Origin of the sequence: Stieleria varia, from assembly GCF_038443385.1 — a bacterium.
Classification (GTDB): Bacteria; Planctomycetota; Planctomycetia; order Pirellulales; family Pirellulaceae; genus Stieleria; species Stieleria varia.
On sequence record NZ_CP151726.1, the window covers coordinates 2959337 to 2984855 of the forward strand.

At 56.8% G+C, this 25519-nt stretch carries 10 protein-coding genes; 6 read left to right on the forward strand and 4 right to left on the reverse strand.

Annotation, left to right across the window (positions count from 1 at the left end):
• Positions 1-328: 328 nt before the first annotated feature.
• Positions 329-14038: a VCBS domain-containing protein gene (locus Pla52nx_RS09890; RefSeq protein ID WP_197454524.1), complete on the reverse strand. Its 13710-nt coding sequence runs from the start codon at positions 14036-14038 to the stop codon at positions 329-331.
• 397 nt (positions 14039-14435) lie between these two features.
• On the opposite strand from Pla52nx_RS09890, the gene Pla52nx_RS09895 reads away from it, so the two are divergent.
• A complete protein-coding gene (locus Pla52nx_RS09895) occupies positions 14436-15059 on the forward strand; it encodes an RNA polymerase sigma factor (RefSeq protein ID WP_146519730.1) in 624 nt (207 codons plus the stop codon).
• On the forward strand, positions 15034-17364 hold the full coding sequence (locus Pla52nx_RS09900; protein WP_146519729.1) for a protein kinase domain-containing protein: 2331 nt from the start codon (positions 15034-15036) through the stop codon (positions 17362-17364). Before Pla52nx_RS09895 ends, Pla52nx_RS09900 begins: the two co-directional genes overlap by 26 nt.
• Positions 17365-17524: 160 nt before the next feature.
• Here the strand turns inward: Pla52nx_RS09900 and argJ are convergent, their stop codons facing one another.
• On the reverse strand, positions 17525-18721 hold the full coding sequence (gene argJ / locus Pla52nx_RS09905; RefSeq protein ID WP_146519728.1) for a bifunctional glutamate N-acetyltransferase/amino-acid acetyltransferase ArgJ: 1197 nt from the start codon (positions 18719-18721) through the stop codon (positions 17525-17527).
• A gap of 36 nt (positions 18722-18757) precedes the next feature.
• Positions 18758-18892 carry a hypothetical protein gene (locus Pla52nx_RS09910; RefSeq protein WP_261344244.1) on the reverse strand — a complete coding sequence of 45 codons (135 nt, stop codon included), beginning with the start codon at positions 18890-18892 and terminating at the stop codon, positions 18758-18760.
• A 51-nt stretch (positions 18893-18943) separates the two neighbouring features.
• On the opposite strand from Pla52nx_RS09910, the gene Pla52nx_RS09915 reads away from it, so the two are divergent.
• The 4 genes from Pla52nx_RS09915 to Pla52nx_RS09930 all read left to right on the forward strand — a co-directional run bounded on the left by Pla52nx_RS09915 (position 18944) and on the right by Pla52nx_RS09930 (position 23147).
• A complete protein-coding gene (locus Pla52nx_RS09915; RefSeq protein WP_146519727.1) occupies positions 18944-19972 on the forward strand; it encodes an ABC transporter ATP-binding protein in 1029 nt (342 codons plus the stop codon).
• Positions 19969-20931, forward strand: a complete 963-nt coding sequence (locus tag Pla52nx_RS09920) for an ABC transporter permease subunit (RefSeq protein WP_146519726.1) — start codon at positions 19969-19971, stop codon at positions 20929-20931. Before Pla52nx_RS09915 ends, Pla52nx_RS09920 begins: the two co-directional genes overlap by 4 nt.
• Before the next feature lie 320 nt (positions 20932-21251).
• Positions 21252-22361 (forward strand): lysylphosphatidylglycerol synthase transmembrane domain-containing protein, encoded by a 1110-nt coding sequence (locus Pla52nx_RS09925; RefSeq protein ID WP_146519725.1) that lies wholly within the window; start codon positions 21252-21254, stop codon positions 22359-22361.
• A gap of 162 nt (positions 22362-22523) precedes the next feature.
• Complete coding sequence (locus Pla52nx_RS09930) at positions 22524-23147, forward strand: superoxide dismutase (protein ID WP_146519724.1); 624 nt, start codon at positions 22524-22526, stop codon at positions 23145-23147.
• A 124-nt stretch (positions 23148-23271) separates the two neighbouring features.
• On the opposite strand, the gene Pla52nx_RS09935 is transcribed toward Pla52nx_RS09930, so the two are convergent.
• On the reverse strand, positions 23272-25485 hold the full coding sequence (locus tag Pla52nx_RS09935; protein ID WP_146519723.1) for a hypothetical protein: 2214 nt from the start codon (positions 25483-25485) through the stop codon (positions 23272-23274).
• Positions 25486-25519: the final 34 nt, after the last annotated feature.

The window sequence follows — 25519 nt, forward strand, 5'->3', positions numbered from 1 at the left end:
GAACTAATGAACTTTATTGTCGGCTGAAGGCCCCCTCAGGTCAATAGTGCAGGTTTTCAGATGATTACTCTGAGGTTGCACAACCCAGTTGTCGGACGCCGAACCTGCGTCAAGAGCGGGGATGGACCGAGTATGGGAAGCCAAAACTGGGGAGGAGCCGGCAGGAACTGCCTGGAAACGTAGGGGAAGGCAGGTCCAACGAGTTTAAACACCAGTATTGGGGGATTCGCTTATAAAATCTCTAAAAAAAGCGTGCTAATGACCCGAGAATCGCCGCTAGACCCACTTCACGGTGCCCAGCAGCCTCACAAAATGGGCTTGGTCCACCCTAAAAGAGCGAGTTTTCAAGCAATTCCTCGATGACCAGGGATTCTTCTTCGTCCAATTCCGTAAAGAAATCGTCCACTGTCTCGGTGAAGGTCGATAGCGGAGACTGAACGCGTCCTTCGCGAAGTTGGTTGACGATCAGTAGAGCATCGAGCGCGGAGACTCGCCCATCACGATTGACGTCTCGCGGGTCTCGCAGGGTATCCACCACGGTCTCGCCTTCGGCCCGCAGCTCCGCCAATCCATTGATCACCTGCAATGCATCCAACGCGCTGATCACCTGGTCCTTGTTCACGTCCATCGGATGGCTGGCCATCAATGGGGCGACGTTGACGGCGTTGGTGAAGCTGAAATTCACCGTCTGGACGACATCCATTCGCCCGGCAAACTCGGACGTATTGCCATTGTTGTCTGTCACCGTCGCGGTCAAGTAATCCAACGCGTAATTCAGTTCGTTGACGTCGATTGTCAAATCCACGCTTGCGGTTCCCGCATTCAAGTCGACTTCGACGAACGTGCTGGATCCCAGGTACTGCAATCCATGACCGTTTTCGTCGGCGACGAAGAACTCGACGGTCAATGGATACGCAGAATTCTCCACCGCCGAATCCACCGTGAAGTCCAGATGCAGCTCTGCAGTCGTCGCACCGGTCGATGTCAGTGTGGCATCGGATAGCGGCGTGATCGAGTTCTGCAGATGATTCGGACCGTCGTCGACATCGCCCGCGTCGTTGGGATCAAGTCCGACCGGACCAAGGTCGATCCCGTTGACGTTGCCGGTCATGCTGTTCTGCGTGATCTGGTTGTTGATGCTGTCGGCATAGGCTCGCACCGCAGCACGCCAGTTGTTGGCAATCACATTGTCAGGACCGACTTGGTTGTTCGATGCTCCTCCATAGATCTCGACGCCCACGGCCAATCCAAAGATCGGATCGTCGATGTCGGGGCTGGTGCCGACGTAGTTGCCCAGCACAACGTTGTCCATCGCTTCTGCCGTTCCCAGACTGATGCCGGTGGTCGCACCCGTGATCCAGTTGGCGTCGCTCTGGGTCGTGCCGCCGACGACATTTCCTGATGCCTTTAACCAGATCGCTCGCTGCCCACCTTGCAAGACGCCGCTGCCGTCGGCAGTGAAGCCGACTTTGTTTCCCGTGATCGTGTTGCCGGAGGTCAACGCACCAAAGATAAAGATCTGGCTGGCTGTGTTGGCAGTGATCACGTTGTTGCTGATCGTGTTACCCGACGCGTGGTTTTGCAAATGAACGCCGTGCTTGGCATTGGGCAGTGCGGCATTCCCAGCGGCGTTCAAACCGATGATGTTGTTTTGGATGGTCGTGTCGACCGAACCGTTCAGGAACACGCCCGAGTTGCCGTTGCCAGAGACCACGTTGCCTTGACCTGCCTCTGGTCCACCGATCTGCGTGCCGCTGGCCTCGCCGACGTAGATTCCGAATCCGCCATTTCCCACTGCAGCGTATCCGGACGAGTCCACGCCGATGTAGTTGCCGAAGATCTGATTGTCATTGGCGGTCGGTCCGCCGATCACGATCCCCGATTGGGAGTTGCCGGAAATCGTGTTGTTTTGGATCAAGTTCTCCGGTGAAGCGATGTAGATTCCGTAGGATGAATTCCCGATCGCTTGGCTGATGCCGGGGCCGGTTGGCTGCTTCACTCCGAGTCGGTTGTTGATGATCGAGTTGTTACTGGAAAGGGGACCGGACACTCGAATTCCCGACGAAGCATTGCCGTAGGCTTCGTTGTCGCGAATGACCACATCGGTCGTATCGGTCAAGTAGATCCCGTGTTGTCCATTGTAGGCAAACTCACTGTTGGTGATCTCGACGCCGCTGGCACCTTGCACATCAATGCCGTCGCGTGGAAACGACGTGATCAACAGCGAGTCGACAAACACGTCGTCCGTTCGAACCCGCAGACCGTCAGCGTAGATCCCCGGAATCGACGTTCCCCTGATCTCGATCGCAGGAGTAACTCCGGCTCCCAATTGCGAGCCTCCCAGAATAGAAATCTTTTGAGTGATCTCGGGCAACTGGACAACGGGGGTGATGACAAATCGCGAACTCGCGGCGTCCAGCTGCGAGAGTGGAATGTCGAACAGAATCACATGATCGACATAGTCCGGGCTGGCGTTGACTTCCTGCAGCACAGCTCGCAATGTGGTTCGACCTTGTGCGTCTGCCGCAATGCCGTCTCCGATGTTGGCATCCAACGCGTCGGCAGTCGTGTTGACGATGAAGGTTTCGGTACCAGAGACGATCGTGTCCGCGGTTGCGACCGAGAACGCAGTCGCGGAATCCTCGATACGAACGGAAATGGTGTATTCTCCAGGCGCCGCATAAAGATGGCTTGTCTCAATGCTGCGTGTGTACGGATCGATCACGATCGGCTCGTACACGCCCGGCGATTCTCCCCAAGCAACCTCGACTTGATGAACATCATTCAAATCCAGATCGGTGAAGTCCACCGACAGGACAACCGGATCGGCGGAGGAGGTCGACTCAGCGGTCCCTGCGGACGCAGTGATCGTGTCGATCACTGGATCGTCATTGGTTCCTTCGATCAGAATGGAAACAAAGACCGTCGCACTGTCATCGAGCGATACGACTTCAAAAACTTCATCCAGTGTCTCTCCGACGCCAAGGGATTGGACCGCCGAATCATCCAACGTGTATTGCCAGGCTCCTGACGCGCTCAGCTGGAACGTTCCATAATCACCTGCGGTATCTGATTGAGGAATGAATTGGCTTTCGCTGTCATCCGGATCATCAATATCCAATTGTCCCAACGCGATCCCGACTTGGTCTTCGATCACTGTTGCGTCGAAATCGCCGGTGATATCAGGGATGTTGTTGAGCCCCGCGATTTCGATCACGACCTCCAACGAGGCGGAAGCGTCAAGCGATTCCACGACAAAAACATCGGACACAACGTCGGTCGATCGCAGGGTTTGTGATGCCCCGTTGTCGACCGTGTATGACCAATCACCGTTTGCCGTGATGCTGAAACTGCCGTAGCTGCCGCTTATCAACTGTGGGACAAGGGCGGCTTCGTTTTCATCCACATCCGTCACGGTCAATGATCCGGTGACTGGGTCTGTGGCGTCCTCGTCGGTCGCCCCGGTGGTGTCGCCGCTGATCGTGGCCAAATCGTTGACGCCTGTGATCTGGATGTCGACGGTCACGATTCCAGATCCATCCAGTGAACTGACATCGAATGAATCCGTCACGATGTCGCCCGCATTCAGAGCATAAACGGCCAGCGGATCCATGGTGTAACTCCATGCACCCGACTCCGTGACACTGAATGTGCCGTAAACACCTGCGGTGTCCGTCTGGGCGACCGCCAGCGATTCACCTTCATCGGCATCGTTGATGAGCAGCGTTCCCGTCAAGTCCGTCGTGGCGTCTTCGTTGGTCGATCCTGAAACATCGCCAGTGATTTCCGCAATGTCGTTGTTTCCGCTGATCGTGATCACGACGTCGGCCGTGGTCCCGCCGTCGGCGGAAACGATTTGGAACGTGTCGCTAAACTCGTCGCCCGCATTGAATGCTTGCGTGGACGTAGTGTCCACCGTGTACGTCCAGTTGCCACCGGCGTCGATGCTGAAACTGCCGTAATCACCCAGCACAGGACCGTCCGCTTGGAATCCACTTTCCCCGCTATCGGGATCGGTCACCGTCGCAGTACCCGTCACCGCCGACGTGGCATCTTCGTCCGCGTTTCCACTGAGTTCCCCGGTGATCGCAGCATCATCGTTGTTGCCCACGATGTTGATTTCAACCGCCTGAGTCGTTCCACCGTCCAGTGAAGTTACCGTGAACTCATCCGTCACACTGCTGCCGGCAGACAGACTTTGAACGCTTGCGTTGTCGAGCGTGTAAGTCCAGTTACCAGACTCATCGACGCTGAAGGAACCATAGAGCCCCGCCGTCGATGTCTGGCTGATCAGGCCTGATTCATTTTCATCGGCATCCGTCACGACAAGTGTGCCGGTCACCGGCGCCGCGTTGTCTTCGTCGGTCTCACCGCTGGCATCACCCGTGATCGCTGCCACATCGTTCAACCCGAGCACCGTCACCGTCACGGTGTTGGTGTCCGTGCCGTCAATGGATTGGATTTCAAACTCCTCGGCGAATTCATCGCCCTCGTTGAGCGACTGAGCCGACGCGTTGTCGATCGTGTAAGTCCAGTTTCCCGTCGCGGCGATGCTAAAGGTTCCGTAGCTGCCAGCCACATCCACTTGGGCGACGACCAAGTTGTCACCCAAATCCGGATCGTTCACGTTGACCTGACCGGCAACAGCCTCAGTCGCATCCTCGCTGATTTCTCCTCTCAAATCTCCAACGATCTCGGCTGGATCGTCGAGCCCAGCGATGGTGATCTCAACAAGAGTGCTGGTGACACCGTCCAGCGAGACGACTTCGAACGAGTCGGTCGCAAGGGATTCCGGGACAAGTAGTTGAGTCTTGGTGGTGTCAACTTGATACGACCAGTTGCCTGACGAATCGACGCTGAAGTTTCCGTAGGTGCCCGCTGTGTCGGTTTGTGAAATGAAGGATTCTTGTCCGCTATCAAGGTCCACGATGGTCAATGCTCCCGTCACCGGGACGACCGCGTCCTCGTCAGTGTTGCCTGTCACATCTCCGCCGACGACGGCAATGTCATTGACGCCGAACACGTTCACCGTGACGTAGCTGGTCGCCGTTTCTCCTTCGTTATCAACAATCTGGTACGAAATCGTGATCGGTGACAAGCTGCCCAATGGCAAGTGGTCAAAGACACCTGTCGGATCGTAGCGGAAGTTTCCGTCACCCAGATCGGTCAAAGTGCCCACCAGCGGCGAATCCGCGGTGGTCAACGAAGCCACAATCGTACCGTCGGGATCGTAATCGACTCCGTTTCCGTTGTCGGCCAATACGTTGAACTCCACCGGATTGTCTTCGTCGGTGATGATCGAATCCGCAACTGCAACGGGGGCCGAGTTGAATCGGAAGTTCGCGATCGAATCGATCTCGGCTTGACTCAGATGGACGGCGGTTTGTCCGGTCAGTTCGGTCTCGGAAAGCAAAGCACCGGCTGCCGCAACCGCGTCGGCACGTGTATCCGCAGCTACCGTCAAAGTCATCAAACGCAAGATCACTCCGGCTGGCACGGTCAGGTCGTAAGTCCACACCACGTTGTCCCCGACGACTTGCACGTCCGTGGGCGTCAACCCACTCTTTCCGTGGACAAAATGCACCAAAGCTGGCGAGCCGCTGCCGTCCGCATCATCGGTGCCGAACCACTGATCGGTTGTCTCGACATCAGTGTCTCCGTCGGACGATGCAAACACAGTCGTCTCGGAGTCACTACCAAGATTCCCCAGAATCGTGACTGTCGTCGTGATGTCCGCTCCCGTTGAATTGGCAAACGATTCGATCGTACGGGCAAAACTCTCTGCACCGCTCGTTGGCACGGTGATCTCTCGAGAGACGGTCAATCCGTCGATCATTTGCGAACCCGTGACTACCGTCGCTCCCGAATCAGCAAAGACAGATGCACCTGTGGGTTCAAAATCGGTCGAGCCCACGCGCAGCCGATTCAGCCCGTCAAACGCGTTCCCGCTGCCTTGAACCAACTGGCCGGCATGCAATCCACGGATCTGCGGATCAAAGGACATGCCACTGACCGAAATCAACTCCGCCGTCGACGGCTCTAGACCGCTCAGCAACCCGTAAACGGCACCGGGAATGTATGCACTGACCAACAGGTCCGATGTTCCATCAAGATTAAAGTCATCGACGGCGATCGCATCGAACGCCAAATAGACATCGCTTTCGCTCGGGCTCGTCAAGTAGGCGAAATCAAAGTTGCCCGTTCCATCTCCATACAGAACACTGATCGCGTCTCCACTGCCCGTATGAGCGACCGCGAGATCGGGAAAGCCGTCACCGTTGAAATCTCCCGTCACGGTTTGACTTGCGAATGACTTCGTGGTGGTCAAAGTCTTTGTCTCCAATAGACCGCCCGATCCGTCGCCCAGGAACACTTTCAGGTTCCCCGTCGCCACACCACTGCTCGTCACCGCGATGTCCGCGTAGCCGTCAAAGTTGAAGTCGCCCACGGCGGGCAAACCGGCGTAGTTGCCGACTGGCAGTGTATTTGTCGATTCAAACAAGTTACCACTACCGTCGTTCATCAAGAATCGCACCACCGAACCATTTGAGAACGGCGTGTAGGCGATGTCCATGTAGCCGTCCCCGTTCCAATCAAGCGGCCGGAAGCCTTGGCCGTTCGTGCCGGCAGGCGATGCATAGTAGCCTCCACTAAAGCCTCCCAGTCCATCACCCAGCACGACGTGGACGTCACCGTCGACTCCTGAGTCGTATTGCATGACGAGATCCTTGTTCCCGTCGTTATTCAAGTCCACCGCAACGACTTCGCGACTGAAGGTCCCGCCAGATATCGGGGCCACACTCGTGAACACGCCGAAACCATCGTTCAGATAGACCGCAAACCAGCTTGATCCTCGCTCACCAACCACCAAATCGTCGTAGCCGTCACTGTTGAAATCTGCGACCGCCACGGTATTGGGCAAGGTACCGAGCGACGAAATGCTCTGAGTCGTGAAGCCGCCCTCGCCATCACCGAATCCGAGAACGATCAAGCTGTCGTCGTACCGGGTGGTGACGAAATCGAGGTACCCGTCGTAATTCAAATCCGCTGCGACGATTTGTGAAACATCGCTGAGCGAAGATGCCACCTCAACAGGTGGCAACAGAACTTGCAGCCCCGTCGGCAAGACAACAAAATCGACCACATAGTCTCCGCCAACCACACCGTCGGCATCGCCGTCGATCGGATCACCATACGCGTCGGTCAACACATCACTGATCGTCAGCCGAAAGACGCCTTCGGTCAGCGAATCATAATTGTTGTAGACGTAGAGATAGCTGCCAGACGCATACGAGGTGATGTCGATTACATCATCGTCTGCCGTGCCCAGCAGTCCATCTGCTCCCAGTCCTCGCAGCTCTGCGGAGTCAGCTCCCGTGTTCGAATCCAACGCCGCGCTGAACTCGATGTCAAAGTAGCTCACCCCGCTCTCGGTCGAGCCGCTATCGAGGCTCGGGAACGTGCTGACAACTGTCGCCGGGTTCAAATCCACAGGCACAAACACAAAATTCGATGCCGTGTCCAACGGATTGAATTGGTACACCGGATCACGTCCGTCAACGGAAATCTCCAAGTACAGCTCAGGGGCCTTCAGCAAGTTCATGTCCAACGGGGTCACCGACCCCAAGCCGTGCGCAAACGATCCGTAGATCCCATCGGTCACATCGATCGTCGCCGTCTCGGAGTACACTGTGATTCCTGCATAGGCATCGTAGATCGCGAACTCAAAGGAATGCTCCCCAGTGATCGGGACTCCGGTCACTGAGTCGATCAACAGCCCGGCGACGCTGACCGTGTCCGGTCCGTAGTCCTGGCTTTCCATCAAGTCAAAACTGCGAGCAGCGTACAGCGTGTCAAAACGGAAATTGGTTGTGTCCGCCGACAGCCCGCCGCCATCCACCTTGAACCGAGTCGGCAGCATTTCTCCTTGAACGGTCAACTCCACCCAAAGGTCTGTATTATCACTCAGAATTTGTAGATCAAGCGGTGTGTTCTGTCCCAAGTTGATCCCGAATGAACCGCCGATCGAATCGTTGAGAATCAATTCGCCCGAGTCACTGTAGACGGCAATTCCACCCGTTTCACTGTCAAACAGCGAAGCCTGCCATGCGACGACACCTGCCGCTGGCACATCACTCAACTCCCGCAAGTTGCCCAGCAGACGCAGCGCCCACGTCGCATTGTCCACATTGCGTGTGGCAGAGGACAGGAATGCGTTGCGGATCGTCACATCGCCTGCCGTGGTGGTGATGACGTCACCGTTGAGTTCCACCCGTTGTGCGGCAGGAACCCCATCGACACTGATCTCCAGGAACAAACCTTCGGCCGGCAGATTCAGCACACCGAGATAATCGGCCAAGTCAAACTGATAAAAGCCTCCAGGGATGAAGGACACATCCACATCGGTCGTGATGGAGTACGCCAGCTGATTCCCAGCGGTCGCCGCATCGTACAGCGTGTATTCGAGAGTGTGTGTACCGGTCAGAACTTGATCGGTCGCATCCCGCAACTGCATGGCGACAGGAAACGCGGTGGTCAAGTCATCGGCGGCGGGGAACGTGAAATTGGCAATCGACGCTTTCTCATTCTCCGTCAGATATAACTCGGCGTCATAGCGGAATCCCGTTTCGGTGACAAAGTCCGACGCGATGAATTCCGCGGTCGATCTCAAGGCATCTTGAATGGTGAACGTTGCCAATCGAACCGTTTCGCCGGCGGGCACTGTGATGTCGTACGTCCAGAAAATGTTGTCGCCAACGACTTGAACATCGGTGGGCTGCAATCCATCGGCTCCATGAACCATGTGGATCAATGCCGCGGACCCATCGTCGTCTGCGTCGTCCGTCCCGATCCACTGATCGGTGACTTCGACATCGGTGTCGCCATCGGATGTGTTGAACACAATCGTGTTTGCATCGCTGCCCAGATTGCCGATCAACTCGATGGTTGTCGTGATGTCGCTTGCGGTGGCATTCTCAAAGACGTCGATCGTTCGTGCGAATTCGTCGTAGCCGGAATACGAAACCGTGACTTCTCGACTGACACGCAGCTCGTCGCCTCCCAGTCCACTGATCGGAACTGCTTGGACCGAGGTGATGCTCGTTTCACCACCATCGTCGGTGGTTGCAAGAGTTGGATCAAAGTTGATCGAGGAACCGTCCACTTGCAAGCGGTACAATCCGTCAAAAGCAGAACCGCTGCCGCTATAGAGACCCGCATGGGTCACTTGTCCGGCCCCCGTCCCTCCAGTCTGCACTTCGTACTGCGATCCGTAAGTTGAGAACAGTGTCGTGGTGTCGTCGGTGACCACAAAATCATTCAAGTAAATTTGGTCGCCACTGTTGCTGACGGTCAATCGATACGATCCGGCGACCAATGGATCAAAGGACACGGCGACACTGTCGCTGCCCGTTCCGGCAGCGGTCGTTGCTATTGCCACATCATCGGCTGTGCCAAGAAGTCGATCTGCCCCGTCTGACGAGATGGCGATCGTGATGTCGCCAGAAGCGAAAACGGGATCTTGGTTGAACAGGACTTCCAGATCAGTGATCCCTTCGCCGATCGCTCCCTGTCCGATCGTCGGAACGGTCCCCACCACCGCCATCGGTGGCAGCACGTCGATCGAAATGGTCGCGATCGAAAACCCGCCTTCGTCATCTGTCACACGAAAATCGAAGGAATCTGTCCCGAAATAACCAGGTGTCGGAGTGTATGTCAGGTTCGGTACCGTTCCGGACAGCGATCCATTCGACGGTGAACTCTCGACGGAGAAACCAAAGGAGTCGCCATCGATGTCATTGCCGGTCAGCGTGATGTTGATCGGCGTGTCGTATTGCGTTTCCAGGGTTTGTGCGTCGCCGGTTGGGAAGTGGTTGGTCGTGATGGCACTGAGCACCACATCATTCGCATCCGTTCCACCAACGTAACTGATTCGGAAAATATTGCCTCCGTATTCGACGAGTCCGTTTTCAGGCAGTCCGTCAAATGTCCCGGTGGTCGTGCCGGTGCTTGTGTTTTCCAGGATGGTAAACGAGTCGCCGACGCTGGCAAAGCTGCTTAGCAGCGTCACATCAAGATTGCCCGCCAGTTGCACGTCCCCGTTGACGATCAGTTGATCGTAACCGCTGCCAGCCGTTGTTCCGCCCAATCGAACTTCCAGGCCCGCGCGATTCTGGGAATCATTGAATGTCGCGTCACCATCGAGAGTCAGGAGTCCGGTTTCATCGCTGGTGCCAGGGCGTACCTTTCCTCCCAAGTCTGCGGGAGACGCGTTCGTCCAAGCATGGGAGCCCGTTCCGCTCAATCGGGCGCCATAGTAATGGTAGATCCTGGGCGAGATGGTGGTGTTGACCGCGCTGTTGATCTCTGCTGTGCCCCGATTGACATAAATGTAGTACGTGCTGACGGCGCCATTGATCACTGCCGTTCCAGCGTCGTTTCCGTCGATCCGGAGCAATGAACTGGTGCCGGTGGAAAGGGAGCCGTCAAGTATCAATCGGTTGTTGTAATTGGGCTTCAGAAAAATTTCTTGATTGCTGATCAAGTCACCTGACCACGTGTTATTGGTCGTCCCGAAACTTTCCAAGTAGAGATAGTTGTCGGTGGATGAATACAGCTCGTCTTGAATCGTGACTCCACCATCAAGCCGCAATTCGCCGCTGTTGCTGGTCAAGATGGTTCCGGTGGCTGCTGTGCTGTCTCCGGCACCGAGCGCATTGTCATGCGCTGCGACCAGGGTATTGCTGCCAATGGACGTGACGCCGGAATAGCTGTTGTCACCCGATAGCGTGACGATCAAATTCCCGCCCGTCGTCACGCCACCGCTGCCAGAGATCGAGCCTGATAGCGTCAGAGATCCACTGGTCGCGTTCAGGGAAATCAGGTTGCCAGCGTTATCAATGTCGCTGTCAACCGTGAAAGTGCCAAATCCGCTACTGAAACCGCCGCTGCCGCCCAGTGTCACGGGGATTGAAAACGTGTTACCACTGTCGGCACTGGAAACGGAGCCATTGAGTTCGATCGCATTGCCAGTGAACGAGTACCCGGCGCCGCTGATCAAAATCGAGCCAAACGATGTCTCCGCAGGGAAATCATTAACCGTCGATGTCTGTGCCACGGATTCGGGAAAGAGCAGATTCGCACCCGGCAAGGGAGCGACATCACCGACCCAGTTCACCGCGTTCATCCAGTTTCCATCGGTGGCTTCCCCGTCCCAGATTCCTGCCAGGACTTTGGTCAGCACAACGTCGTTGCTGTCCGTTCCGGCAGAGTAGGAGATCGAAAAGACTTCGCCGTCCACTGAAATCAAATCGCCTTCGCCCAGTCCGTCAAATGTACCTGTGGTCGTGCCGGTGCTTGTGTTTTCCAGAATGGTGAACGAGTCGCCGACGCTGGCAAAACTGCTCAGCAGCGTCACGTCGAGATCACCCGCTAATTGTACGTTCCCATTGACGATCAGTTGATCGTAGCCGCTACCGGGGGTGGTTCCGCCCAACCGAATTTCCAGGCCCGCGCGATTCTGTGAATCATTGAATGTCGCATCGCCATTGAGAGTCAGGAGTCCAGTTTCTTCGCTAGTGCCCGGACGTACCTTTCCTCCCAAGTCTGCGAAGGAGGTGTTCGTCCAAGAATGGGAACCCGCTCCGCTCAATCGGGAATCACTGTACTGATAGATCCTGGGCGCATTGGTCGTCGTGACTGGGCTATTGATCTCTGCCGAGCCACCATTGACATAAATGTAGTAAGTGCTGACGGAGCCATTGATCACAGCCGTGCCAGTGTTGTTGCCGTTGACCCGCAGTAGCCAACTGGTACCGGTGGAAAGGGAGCCGTCGAGCACCAATCGGTTGTTGTAGCTGGGCTTCAAAGAGATTTCTTGATTGCTGACAAGATCGCCTGACCACGTGTTGGTGGTCGTCCCGACACTTTCCAAGTAGAGATAGTTGTCGGTGGATGAATACAGCTCGTCTTGAATCGTGACTCCACCATCAAGCCGCAATTCGCCGCTGTTGCTGTTCAAGATGGTTCCGGTGGCTGCTGTGCTGTCCCCGGCACCGAGCGCATTGTCATGCGCTGCGACCAGGGTATTGCTGCCAATGGACGTGACGCCGGAATAGCTGTTGTCACCCGCGAGTGTGACGATCAGGTTTCCATTTGTCGTCACGTCACCGCTGCCAGAAATCGAACCGGAAATCGTCAGATATCCATTTGCTGCGTTCAGGCTGAGCGGGTTACCAGCGTTATCGATGTCACCATCAACCGTGAACGTACCAGACCCGCTGCTGAAACCGCCGCTGCCCCCCAGTGTCACAGGAATCGAAAACGTGTTCCCACTGCCGGCGCTGGAAACGGAGCCATTGAGTTCGATCGCATTGCCCGTGAACGAGTACGCTCCTCCGCTGATCAAAATCGAGCCAAATGATGTCTCCGCAGGGAAATCATTAACCGTCGATGTCTGTGCCACGGATTCGGGAAAGAGCAGATTCGCACCCGGCAATGGAGCGACATCACCGACCCAGTTCACCGCGTTCATCCAGTTGCCATCGGAGCCTTCCCCGTCCCAGATTCCGGCCAGGACTTTGGTCAGCACAACGTCGTTGCTGTCCGTTCCGGCAGAGTAGGAGATCGAAAAGACTTCGCCGTCCACTGAAATCAAAGCGTCTTCGCTCAGTCCGTCAAATGTACCAGCGGTCGTACCTGTGCTGGTGTTTTCCAGGATGGTGAACGAGTCGCCGACGCTGGCAAAGCTGCTCAGCAGGGTTACATCCAGTTCGCCCGCCAGTTGTACGTCTCCGTTGACGATCAGTTGGTCGTATCCGGTTCCGGCAGTGGCTCCCCCCAACCGAATTTCTAGGCCTGATCGATTGTAGAAGTCATTAAATATGGCATCGCCATCGAGGGTCAGGGTCCCCGTTAACGCATGGGTACCAGGTCTTACGCTACCTCCAAGGTTCGCCGAAGATGAGTTCGTCCACGAGACGGAGCCGGTGCCGCTCAACCGACCTCCGTAATATTCGTGGGCATTAGGTCGGTTCACCGTGGTGATTGCACTGTTGATCTCTGCCGTACCACGATAGATATAAACGTAGTTGGTGCTGACGGTGCCATTGATCACTACCGTGCCGGTGTCGCTTCCTTCGATCCGAAGTAGAGAGCCGGAACCGGTGAAAAGGGAGCCGTCGAGCACCAAACGATTGTTGTAGTTGGGCTTCAGAAAGATATCTTGATTGCTGATCAAGTCACTTGACCACGTGTTGCTCGTCTCCCCGTAACTTTCCAAATAGAGATAGACGTCAGTGGATGAATACAACTCGTTTTGAATTGTGACTCCCCCATCAAGCCGTAATTCGCCGCTGTTGCTGGTCAATATCGTTCCGGTGGCTGCTGTGTTGTCCCCGGCACCGAGCGCATTGTCATGCTGAACAACCAAAGTATTGCCGCCAATGGTCGTGACACCGGAATAGCTGTTATCGCCCGAAAGCGTGACGAATTGGCTCCCGCTCGTCGACACACCGCCGCTGCCCGAGATCGAACCGGAAATCGTCAGTGCTCCACTTGCCGCGTCAAGACTGAGCAGGTTGCCGGCGTTGTTGATGTCACTGTCAACCGTGAAGGTCCCCGAGGCACTGCTGAAACCACCGTTGCTGCCCAGTGTGATCGGCATCGAAAATGTGTTCCCACTGCCGGTACTGGAAACGGAACCGCTGAGCTCGATCGCATTGCCGCCCAGCGAATAACCGCTGCCGCTGATCAAAATCGACGCAAAGGATGTGTTTGCCGGGAAATCGTTCAGTGCGCTAAACGAACTCGGAGAAACCGGGAAGACCAATTCATCGTTGGCGACGGGGGCGACATCTGTCGCCCAGTTCTCAGCCGTCCTCCAATTCTGATCGCTTCCGCCGCCGTCCCAAACCACCACGGCCAGCAACCGTCGATCTTCCAGCAGTTCGGTACGCAATCGGGACCGTTTTCGGTAGGCAGCGGTTTGGGCGCGAGGACGTCGTGAGGTACGCTTTCCGAGCAGGTTCTTGAAGATCATCGGCGGGGTTCTTTTCGGTTTGAGCGGCAAACAGGGTGGGCTAAATGGGCGGGGATGGAACACGACTGCCCCATCGCAGCGATGCTGTGCAACGGCGTTGCGCATTCTCGGTCAGCGGGTTTAGGCGAAGCGTTTTTAGGTCTGTGACGCCTAAAACGATTTTTCTGGAAGAAATATGAAGAGCTGCTTGGAATCAGCCTCTTCATCGGGGTACATTGTTCCAAATGCCATCGGCACGCTCTTCTGGGGCGGTCGTCGCGAGTAGGTGCGACCTGATCAGTGTTTTCCGGTCTTGATTTAGACGGAGGCGGTCGGCGAAATAGGTTTCCGTTACTCGTTCGCTGAATCGCAAGGCATTCCCCCCAAAAAAATCACGTCAGAGCGAACGCTTTTTTCGATGATCCAATCCAGCGAGAAGGCCCAATTGATCACCCTGCTGTATGAGGCGCGATCAGGTGATGCAGATGCGCGTCACGAACTTTTATTGCGGATGCGGATGTACATCGGGAGCCTCGCGAAACGGGATTTCCCACGTCGTTTGTCTGCGAAACTCGATGCGTCCGACATCATTCAACAATCGATGGTGGAAGCGGATCTCGGGCTGAAAGATTTCGACGGTCGTTCCAATGCCGAGCTTCACGCCTGGTTGGAGCGATTGGTCAAGAGAAACCTGATCGATGCCAAGCGATGCTTCGCGGATGCGGGCAAGCGAACACTGACACGCGAAGTGCCCCTGGGATCAGTCAATGAAGCGTCCCCTGGGATCTGCCATTCGTTGACGGCCAGCCGAGTCTTGCGACGTCGGGAAGTCGATCGTGAGCTGGAGAATGCGATCGCGCGACTGCCGGATCGGCGACGAACCGTGGTTGAGCTTCGACATCGGCATCAATTGAGTTATGCTGAGATCGCTACGCGGATGGGAATGACGGAGGTCGCAGCAAGGAAACTGTGGTCGCGTTCCCTGGAGCAGTTGCGTTCCCTCCTGAATCAATCAAGTGATCAGCAAAGACCCCCAGAGTGATTCGTCTGCTGCAGAGCAACAGACGTCCCAAATCGACGCCGATGACCTGATCGCCCGTTTGGATCGACTACGTGAGACGCACTCGGATCTGCCCATCGACGACAATTCCGTCATCGGGTCCGCGGGAGGACGCAACGATTTGTGGATCGGCGACCTGACGGGCAAGACACTCGGACAGTATCAAATTCAACGTGTGGTTGGCCGCGGTACCTTTGGCGTCGTCTATCAAGCAATCGATCTGGTGCTTGATCGCGCGGTCGCAATCAAGACGCCTCGATTGGAGTTTCTCGTCGACGACGACAAGCTACGTCGATTCGAAATGGAAGCGCGCGCCGCTGCGATGCTAGATCACCCCGCGATCGTCCCGGTGTTGGAAGCAAGTTTCACCAATACGATCCCATTTATCGCGACGCGGTACATGGAAGGCCCCAACCTCGCCCAATGGTTGATCGAGCGTAACGACGAAAAGCCCGATCAGCCGCTCGATGACAAGGACATCGCAGCGTGGATGGCGGTACTGGCCGACGGCGTTCAGCACGCCCACAGCCATGGCGTCACGCACCGAGACGTCAAACCCAGCAACGTCCTGATGACGTTGAATCGCACTGACGACTGCGACGCGTACCAGTTGGCGTCTTACGATCCCCATCTCACGGATTTTGGGCTGGCAAGGTTGGCTTCTGGAACGCTGCATGACACCGCCGCCAGCGTCATCATGGGAACTCCGCTGTACATGGCGCCAGAACAAGTCAACAGTGACGACGATGCGATCGGCCCTGCGACCGATATCTACGCGCTGGGTTGCATTCTGTACGAACTGCTGACGGGCCAGCCGCCGCACGTCGCTGACAGTTACGCAGCCGTCCTGGACCGCTTGCAAAGCGTTGCTCCGCGTCCACCGAGAGAGATTCGCCCAGAAATCGATCGTGATTTGGAAACGATTTGTTTGAAATGTTTGGAGAAACGATCCGGGGATCGTTATGCCTCGGCCAAGGATTTGGCGGATGACTTGAGTCGTTTTCAGCAAAGCCACCCGATTCGAGCGAAGCGGGCCGGCCTCTGGCAACGCGTTTGCCGATGGGCGGGTCATCCGGCACGGGTAGCAGAAGCCATGCTGGCGACCATTTTGTTTTCGGTGATGCGTGGCGTGACCGCAGTGCTGGGACTCGTGTTACTCAACTCGTTGAACGAGGCTCCACCCACGAGCGAGGAAGTCACCGAAGCCACCTTGGCTCACGCTTTCTTTACGTTCCCTATGGAATGCTGTTTCATTTGGGCCGCCGTCCGTCAGCGGGCGAACCGCTTGCCGTCGGTATTCTCCTGGATCGCGTTTTCAGCATCGCTGGCCATGTGTGTTTTCACAATGTACTCGGCGATCGGTCTGCTGCCATCGGTCCAGTGGTACGAGCGTCATCCCGGAGCTCGGACAGTCGCCTATTCATTCGTCAGCCTGTCCTTTGCCTGCCAGGCGCTCTGCTGGCTGGTCACGCAATCCGGACAGGTGGCGTCCAATTCACTAGCGAAGTCTCGCTCGGTCGTTCGAAATTCTTTGCTGGCCGTCGCTATCGTTTTGATTGTGCTTGGATTCTTCATCGACCAGGATTCCTTTCGGTTAACACGTACCTCCCACGATGTTCCCACTCAGTCCATGCTGTTTGACGGCGAGGACGACTACGCAGAAATTCTCGACGTCGGATTTCGACCCGGCAGACCGGTCACGATCGAAGCCTGGTTGCTACCGATGGATACTCGCAAATCGATTGCGGTCTCGTACCAACCGCTGTCGATCGGAACAACGGCGGCGATGGACGGCCTCCGTATCCAGATCGACATCCCATTGGGCAACGACGGCACGTACATGTTGGATAGTCGCACCGTGGTTCCGATCAACCAGTGGGTTCACGTGGCCGTGACGTACGACACTCAGAATGTCCGACTGTTCATCAATGGCAGGGAATCGGGCTACGACGTTTCGACTTATTGGTACGATGAGACCACAGACGAAGACTACACGGAGACGGCGCTTCGCTTGCCTCGTCCCTTCCATCTGATCGACGTATGGCCGGGCGCTAAGGTGGCCTTGGGTGCGAACAACCCTGGGCAGTTTCCCTTCCACGGTCGAATCGCCGACGTTCGCCTCTCACGCTCGGTCTTCTATGAAGGAACATTCACGCCGCTGCCACGATTGGCGGTGGCGGCCGATACGCAGCTCCTGCTGCACCTCTCAGACGACGAATCGGAAATCCGCGACGAAACCGATCAATACACTCTGAGTGTCACGCGAGGCGACGTTCAGCTCCCGTAGGTCATGCTCTGCATGACGCAATCCGCTCCACACAAGCGATAGCGCCAGCCAAGAGCAAATGGTGCCCGCGTGACGCGACGATGTGACCTTCCTTGTTGGCAAGCCGTATTTTGTCATGCACAGCATGACCTACGGTTAAGAACGTCATGCAGAGCATGACCTACGTGGTGTACTCTGAATTGAAGGTGACGTAGGTGGTGGTCAGGTCGCTTGCCCAGTGGACTCCTGCGCCGCTGCCTGATCCGACGATCAGCTCCACCAATACTTCCGGCGATTGAGACATCGTTTTGCTCAAAGACGCCGCGTCGTAGGGTAGCGGGCGTCCGTTTTCGTAAATCAATACGCCGCAAAGTGTCAAACATGTCTTCGTCGGCTCGATCGGTGGTCCCGCGTAGCCGACCGCGGAAACGATTCGTCCCCAGTTGGGGTCCGCGCCCGTGATCGCGGTCTTGACCAGTGGGCTTGCGCCGACGGTGCGTGCGATGAGTTCGGCATCACGGTCGCATTGGGCGCCGCTGACACAGATCTTCATCCAGTGCGTGGCACCTTCGCCATCGGCAACCAGTTCGCGAGCGATCTCGACGCACAGTTCGTTGAGGCAATTAGCGAACGTGGTTTCATCTTTGCCGGACAACAACTCACCGACTTGTCCACTGGCTAGCAGCAGCAGGGTGTCGTTGGTGCTGGCATGCCCGTCGACGCTGACTCGGTTGTAGCTGCCGTCGGCGGCTTGTTTCAGCAACCGCGTTGCTTGCTCCGGCGTCAGCTTGGCGTCCGTCGTCACCACCGACAGCATCGTGGCCATATTGGGAGCGATCATTCCGGCGCCCTTGGCCATCGCCGTGATCGTGATCGTTTGGTCGGCAATCTGCAACTGACGCGAACACGTCTTTCGGCTTTTGTCGGTGGTCATGATCGCTTGTGCGGCAGAGACAAACGCATCCACGCCGGTGTCGAGTTTTTGCAGCACGTCGTCGATGCCGGAACGGACTTTCTCCATCGGCAGCAAGTTTCCGATCACGCCGGTGCTCATCACCAGCACGTCCGACGCGTCGCATCCCAAAGCGTCGGCGACACGTTGGCACATTTCGGCCGTGTCCGCGTCTCCTTGTTCGCCGGTGCACGCGTTGGCGTTGCCGCTGTTGGCGATCACGGCGCGAACGGACTGGGAGGGTGTGTTGCGTCGGCACCAGACGACCGGGGCGGCGACGATCTGGTTGGTGGTGTAGACTCCGGCGGCGACCAGTGGCTGGTCTCCGACGATGAGCGAAATGTCGGGTTTACCACTTTTCTTGATCCCGGCGATGACGCCACCGAATCGGAATCCATTGGGAACGCAAAGAGGCTTGTCTGTCATCGTTTTTCGGGGTTTTCTCTGTGAAATCACTGCGGTCTACTGGGGGCGTTCCCAGGGCGTCGCGGTCCCGCACTGGGGGTGATCGACGCTGGTGTTGCCTGATGCGGCATCATCGCTGATTGACGCTACGGCACAATAGAGCAAACTTTGCCAAACAAGTTCACTACTCATTCATCCGACGTTCCTCATTTAACGCCCTCGGCCGGAAATTTGTCCTCCTCGATGCCCGCTGCCGTAGCCGAAGAACTGTCCGAATCGTCGATCCCTGTTGCCAGGCCGGTCGTGCAGGTCGACCGTTTGTCCAAACGGTACGGCGAATTCTATGCGTTGCGAGAATGCACGCTGGCGGTCCAACCGGGTGATGTGTTCGGTTTGTTGGGACCGAACGGTGCGGGCAAGACGACTTTGATCCGTTCGCTGTTGGGACACCTGCGGCCGACGTCGGGCAGCGCGACGGTCGACGGTTGTGACCCGCAAGTCGACGCGGTGGCGTTGCGGCGCAAAGTTTCTTACTTGCCAGGCGATGCTCGTTTGCCGAGACACCTGCGGGGCGATGCCGTGTTGAGTTTCTTTGCCGAACTGCACCCCGAAGGCGATCTGCGGCGAAGTCGCGAGGTGGCCGAGCGTTTGGAGTTGGACTTGCGAGTCCGCGTGGCGATGATGTCGACCGGGATGCGACAGAAGCTGGCGTTGGCGGTCGTGCTGGGTCCGATGACGCCGTTGTTGATTTTGGACGAACCCACCGCGAACTTGGACCCGACGGTGAGGGCGGCGGTACTGGATTTGGTGATGGAAGCACACGCGGCGGGACGAACGGTGATGTTCTCGTCTCATGTGTTGAGCGAGATCGAGGACACCTGCAATCGCGTCGTGTTCTTGCGTCGTGGTTTGCTGGTGCGAGAGCTGCAAATGCGAGACCTGTTTCAACGTCATCGAATCAGCGCGGCCCTGTCGAGCGGACGAACCGTCCAAAGTATTGAGATTCCCGAAGCGTTTGCCGATTGCGTCACCGTGACGTCGCTGCGAGATTCCAAGGACAGCGATTCCAAGGACAGCGATTCCAAGGGCAGCGAGTCCGAGGGCAGCGAGTCTCGGGTACGAATCGACACGTCGGGTGATCTGTCGCCGATGTTGCGTTGGATCAGCGAGTTGGGGTTGAAAGAAATTCGCATCGAGCCGCTCGGGTTACGCGCGGTTTACAACGATGTTCATCGCGGGACGGACGCCCAGTCGGAGATGCCAACGCGATGAATCGTGTTTTGATCCGGAATTACATCAAGCAATCGCTGTTGTTGTTCGCGTCATGTGCGTTCGCCTTGTTCGCGTTCGCTTGGGTGCGTGTCTGGGTGGTCAGTCTGTTGGACATGTCCCAGTTCCAAACGATCCTGGAGCAGTTTCGCGATTTCGAAAAGTACGCTCCGATCGACTTTGACTCGCTGTTCACCTATCCGGGGCGAGTGGGCATGACCTTTGACGAGCCCATCGTCATTTTTTGCGTGGTGATCTGGTGCATCGCGCGGGGCAGTGACGTGGTCAGTGGCGAGTTGGGACGCGGCACGTTGGAGATGACGTTGTCGCAGCCGATCAGCCGAAAGCAGTTATTGCTCAGTCACGCGGTGGTCACCGTTGGCGGGTTGGCATTGCTGTGTCTGTTGGTTTGGGCGGGCATCGGTGTGGGGATCGCAGTAACGACGGTCAAAGAAACCGTTTCGCCGCCGAGCATTCATATCCCGTTCTTGGAGATCGATGTTCCGATGCAATTCGGGGAGCCGATTCGAGAGGAAGTGCCACTTGCTCAGCGAGTGGAGGCGTCGACCTTCGCCGCGTCAACCTTCAGCTTGTTTGCGTTCGGTTTCTTTGTGCTCGGCTTGGCGACTCTTTTCAGCAGCATGGACCGATATCGATGGCGAACGGTCGGACTGGTGGTCGGAATTTACGTGTTGCAAATCGTGATGTTTGGGTTGGGCAAAGCGACCGAGTCGTTGAGTTGGCTGAAATCGATGACGTTCTTTGACTGCTATCGGCCGCAGAAAATGGTCTCGTTGGTTGCCAAAGAAGGGTTGGCCGGTCCGTGGAGTTTGACCAAGGCGATGCCCGAGTCTTGGTTTCCGCCATTGGTGTATCCGCTGATTTTGTTGACGCTGGGGACCATTTTTTATGTGATCGCGTTGCGTGTGTTTGATCGACGCGATTTACCGGCGCCCCTGTGATTGTGGCGAAGGGAGAAGCCGCGATTTTCACGTAGACGCGTCTCTCCGAGATGCGAAGAGATCCCGATAGGGATCGCAGAAGGTAGCCACGGGTCGCCGAAGGCGCCCCCGTGGTTGATTGCGACCACGATGATTCGACCCCGAAGGGTGTCGCAGTCTCTGCGGCATCCAGGGTGCGACCACCTTCGGGGTCGGTTCTCGCTTGCCAACATCCACCGGCGGTGATCGCTGCGCTCTACCGCCGGCTACCATCTGTGACCACTTTCGTGGTCTAGTGACGCCGCGTTTTCAGGGTGGTCCGTTTGGATTACGCTGCTGCGATGCCGCCGCCACGAAAACAGTTGATTCGGATTGCCAAGATCGTCATCGCGATCATGGTGACGATCGGACTTGTTTGGTCAGGCCACAAGGCAGTCATTCAGTGGAACGAGCAGACCACACAACTTCGCACGCAGGTCGCTGAGTTGACTCGGGCGGCGGAGTCGGCGGATGGGATGGAGGCGGCCGAAGCGATCTTGGCACAGCGAGATGCGGTGTTAGCCGGGATACCGACGTTGGCAAACGTGAATTGGTCGCGTCTGGCGATCGCCTCGTTGCTCTACGGACTGGGGATCATGGCCAACGGTTTGGTGTTGCGGGAAGCGTTGATGACCTTCGGGCATCGCGTCGGCGTGGTGACGTCTGTGGCCGCCCAGACGCTGGGGCAGGTTGGGAAATATGTTCCTGGCAAAGCAATGGTGGTGGTGATGCGAGCCGGTGCGTTGCGTGAAGTCGGGGTGCCGGTTGTGCCAGCGTCCATCAGCGTCTTCATGGAGACGTTTCTGATGATGGGCGTGGGAGCGACGGTGGCGGGTGTTTTGGTTCTGTGGCTGCCTGTCCCCACTTGGTTGGTCTGGTCGGCGATCGGATTGGCGGTCGCCGCCTGCATACCTACTTTGCCGCCCATTTTGCGTCGCGTGGCGATGCGTGTGATGCCGAACTCGCAGTCGGACGAGGTTTCGGACGGTTCAGACGGATCTGCCTTTGACGAGTTGTCGAGGATCGCTCCCACCAACGCAACGCGATTCTTGGTGATCGGTTGGCTATGGACCTTGGTTTCGTGGGCGGGGATCGGCGGCGCGTTCATGTTGACCATTTCCGCGATTCCCAGTACCGCAGAACAACCGGCGTGGCCCTTGTTGGCTGCTGCGTCGACCGCAGCGATCGCGTTGGCCATGGTGATCGGATTCGTCTCGCTGCTGCCCGGCGGGGCGGGGATTCGCGAGCTCGTTTTGACGACCTTGCTCTCTCCAGTGGTCGGTCCTGCATCGGCTTTACTGTCCGCGATCGCGGCGCGGATCATGTCGATTGTGGTCGAAGTCCTGTTGGCGGGACTCGCGTGGTGGGTGTTGCGAAAACCAGACGCATCGAAATCGTCCCCGTTGGATTGAAATCGCCCGGCGAGGTGTGGTGGTTTATGAAGTCTTGCAGAGCCGATGAATGGGGCTTTCTGGTTGCGTGACCACTTCTCTGTGGTTGTCAGGATCGCTATCGTTCCAAAGAATAGATACTGCACACCAGCACTTTGACTCTCACTAGGAGCCTGACGTCTCATGCCTTACTCACTCCCCGAACTCCCCTACGCCTACGACGCGTTGGAGCCACATATCGATGCTCGGACGATGGAAATCCACCATACCAAGCACCATAATGCCTACATCACCAAGGTCAATGCAGCGATCGAAGGCACCGATCTGGATGGCAAATCGATCGAAGACCTCGTGGCCGATCTGGCTTCGGTGCCCGCAGACAAACGCGGCGCGGTACGAAACAACGGCGGCGGTCACGCCAATCACTCTTTGTTCTGGAGTGTGATGGGACCGGGCAAGGGTGGCAGCCCCAGCGGCGATTTGGCCGCAGCGATTGATGCGGCGTTTGGCAGTTTTGACGCGATGAAGGAAAAGTTTGGCGACGCCGCTGCGACGCGTTTCGGCAGCGGTTGGGCTTGGCTGGTCCTCGACAACGACGGGCTGAAGATCGGTAGCACGGCCAATCAGGACAGCCCCCTGATGGGCGCGGAAGTCGCCGGGATCGGCGGTACTCCGATTCTGGGCTTGGACGTGTGGGAGCACGCTTATTACCTGAAATATCAGAACTTGCGTCCGTCGTACATCGAAGCGTTCTGGAACGTCGTCGATTGGGACGCCGTCGCGGCTCGTTACGCAGCGGCCAAGTAGTCTTGGCGCGCGGTTAGACGTATGAAAAGCGGCCTCATGGGAGGCCGCTTTTTTTGTGGGGCAGGTTTGTAACCTGCCACATCGAATATGGCAGGTTGCAAACCTGCCCCACCTAGTTGCCCCACTATTCGCTCGGGGCGACCATTTCGAATAGGGTCTGCTCGATGGGGGCGTTGCCTGCGGCGTCCTCCGGCCACAACACGGTGACGTTCAGACGCAAGCGGACGTCTCGTTCGACACGTTCCATCAGGGCGCGTAATTCTTGCAGTCGTTGCGCGAAGATTTGCGTTTTTTCATACGCGCTATCGATCGGATCTCGACGCACCCGCAACACCCGGCGTTCTGCGTTGGTGGCGTTGTCGTACGCAGCATCCATTTGTGTTCTCTGGTTCGTCAGGGATTGCAACGCGACCGTGACTTGGTCCGCCATTTGATTCAGCAGGGGACGTGAGAGCAACTGCCAAGGCATGGACGAATCCAGTCGGCAACCCAAGCGAATCCGACACGAAAGTTTCCGCGAGCAACGCAAGTCCATCTGGACTGCCAACGCGATCGTTTCACCATCCGTTGGAGTGAAAACAAGGAAACCTGAGGTGCGTTGCGGCGCGTCAGGCTCATGCGTCTTGATCCATGCGTATTCAATTTCCTCAGGTGTGTCGACATCGATGGCTAAACGTGAAACGCGGGGTGGCAAGGAGGCGTGCAGATCCCAAGTCGGATGCGTATTGGGGGTTTCGAAAAGGATCTGCAACGGTTTTGCTTGAACGGTCGGGCGTAGATAGCTTGAACCGGCATCGCCAAAGTCGACTCGGCCGTGAGGCAGATAACCGGATGAGGAGGTTGTGATCGCCTCAGGGGCCCAGCGAAACTCCACCACGTCGTCGGGAGTCTTGGTGAACTCACCCACGGGAATGTTTTGGCGTGAATCCATGATCCTGATCTTTCCGTCGACTTGATCCAGAGCGAGCGGTATCTCAAACGGAAATGAGAGGCCCGTGGGCAGTGAATTGGCATTGCCCAGTTGAATCACGTTCTGCACATCATCTCTTGGCGGCAATAGAACCGACTGTGTGATCAAATCCGTGGTCACTTGCGGCTGCTCTGGCGGCAGAACGTCGTCCACGGCGTCCAATCGCTTGCCATCCAACTTGGGCGGCTCGGCGACATCCTCCAAGAGGGAGTCGACCATCGATTCGGGCTCGGACGGTGTATCGTTTTTTTCATTGGCCGTCGCATCGGGCTGAGCGTGATCCTGAGCGGGCACGGTCATTGCCAATGGATTGCTCACCGAGATCCTGTCGTCCTGCGTCTCGATCAATTCATCTTTGAGCGATTGACCTGGACCATCGAGTTCCGGCTGCAACATTTGCAGGTCCGCTGGCTCGCTAGGCTGCGGTGACGCGCTGCTCGCTTCGGCGTCCAATTCATTGCGGGCAATGGATTGCCGAGGAGAGACGGTTTGTTCCGGCAATTGGACGGTAGCGTTCCGCGATTCGTTGGATTGTTGGCTATTGATGATGATGCCGACGAGAGCTCCGATGGCGAGCAATCCGAAAACAGCATATGCGATGGTGCTGACTTTACTGCTGTTAGCGTTGCTGCCTCGTTCTCTGAGACTGGTGCCGGATGCTTCTGCAAGCGGACGACCTTGGCGTTTGGCGATCGCCTCGGCGAACATGGCTGCGGTCTGGCGTTTCTTTTCAACTCGGCTGCTCTCGCCATATTGAGAGAGACCCGAAGCGAGCGTTTCATCGTCAGGGGTGCCGTCTGAAACTGGCGATCGATAGGGTTCATCGTGGTCGGCGATGAAGTCCAGGAAACGTTCGATACGATCCAATGACGTCATCGATGGCCGCGATGATTCGCTTTTCTCTGGCGATGCAAGGTTTGCGGAGTCCGGTGCATCGAGCCAGACGATGTGACCTGATGAATCGAGGTGCCATCGGCTGGCATCCGGTGGAGGAATCGGTTCTGAGAAATAGAGCTCGTGCGATTGAGCGATCGCGGTGAATTGATCACGCCAGTTGTCCAGCACATCCGGCGGAGGCGTCCCAAGCCGGTTGATGATCGCAAGCAGGCTTTCACTGGCAGGTTCCGCTTGCGGTGTTTGCTGAAGTGGCGAAAACGGTGGCGGCGAAAGTGATTGCTGTGAAGGCGATGGCGGATGCTCTGAAGAAGTGTCTTGCAGCAGCCGGTCTGCAGCCTGCTCGGGGCTGATGGCTCCGTCACGGATCTGTTGCAATGTTTCCTGGAGATGGATCTCTAGCGACCGTTGGGCAGTGCTCTTGCTGGTGCTGTTGCCAGAGCTGTCGTCAGAGGGTTGTCCGTCGTCGTTCATCCTGCCGTTTCAAGCAATGTGAAGTTTCACGAAT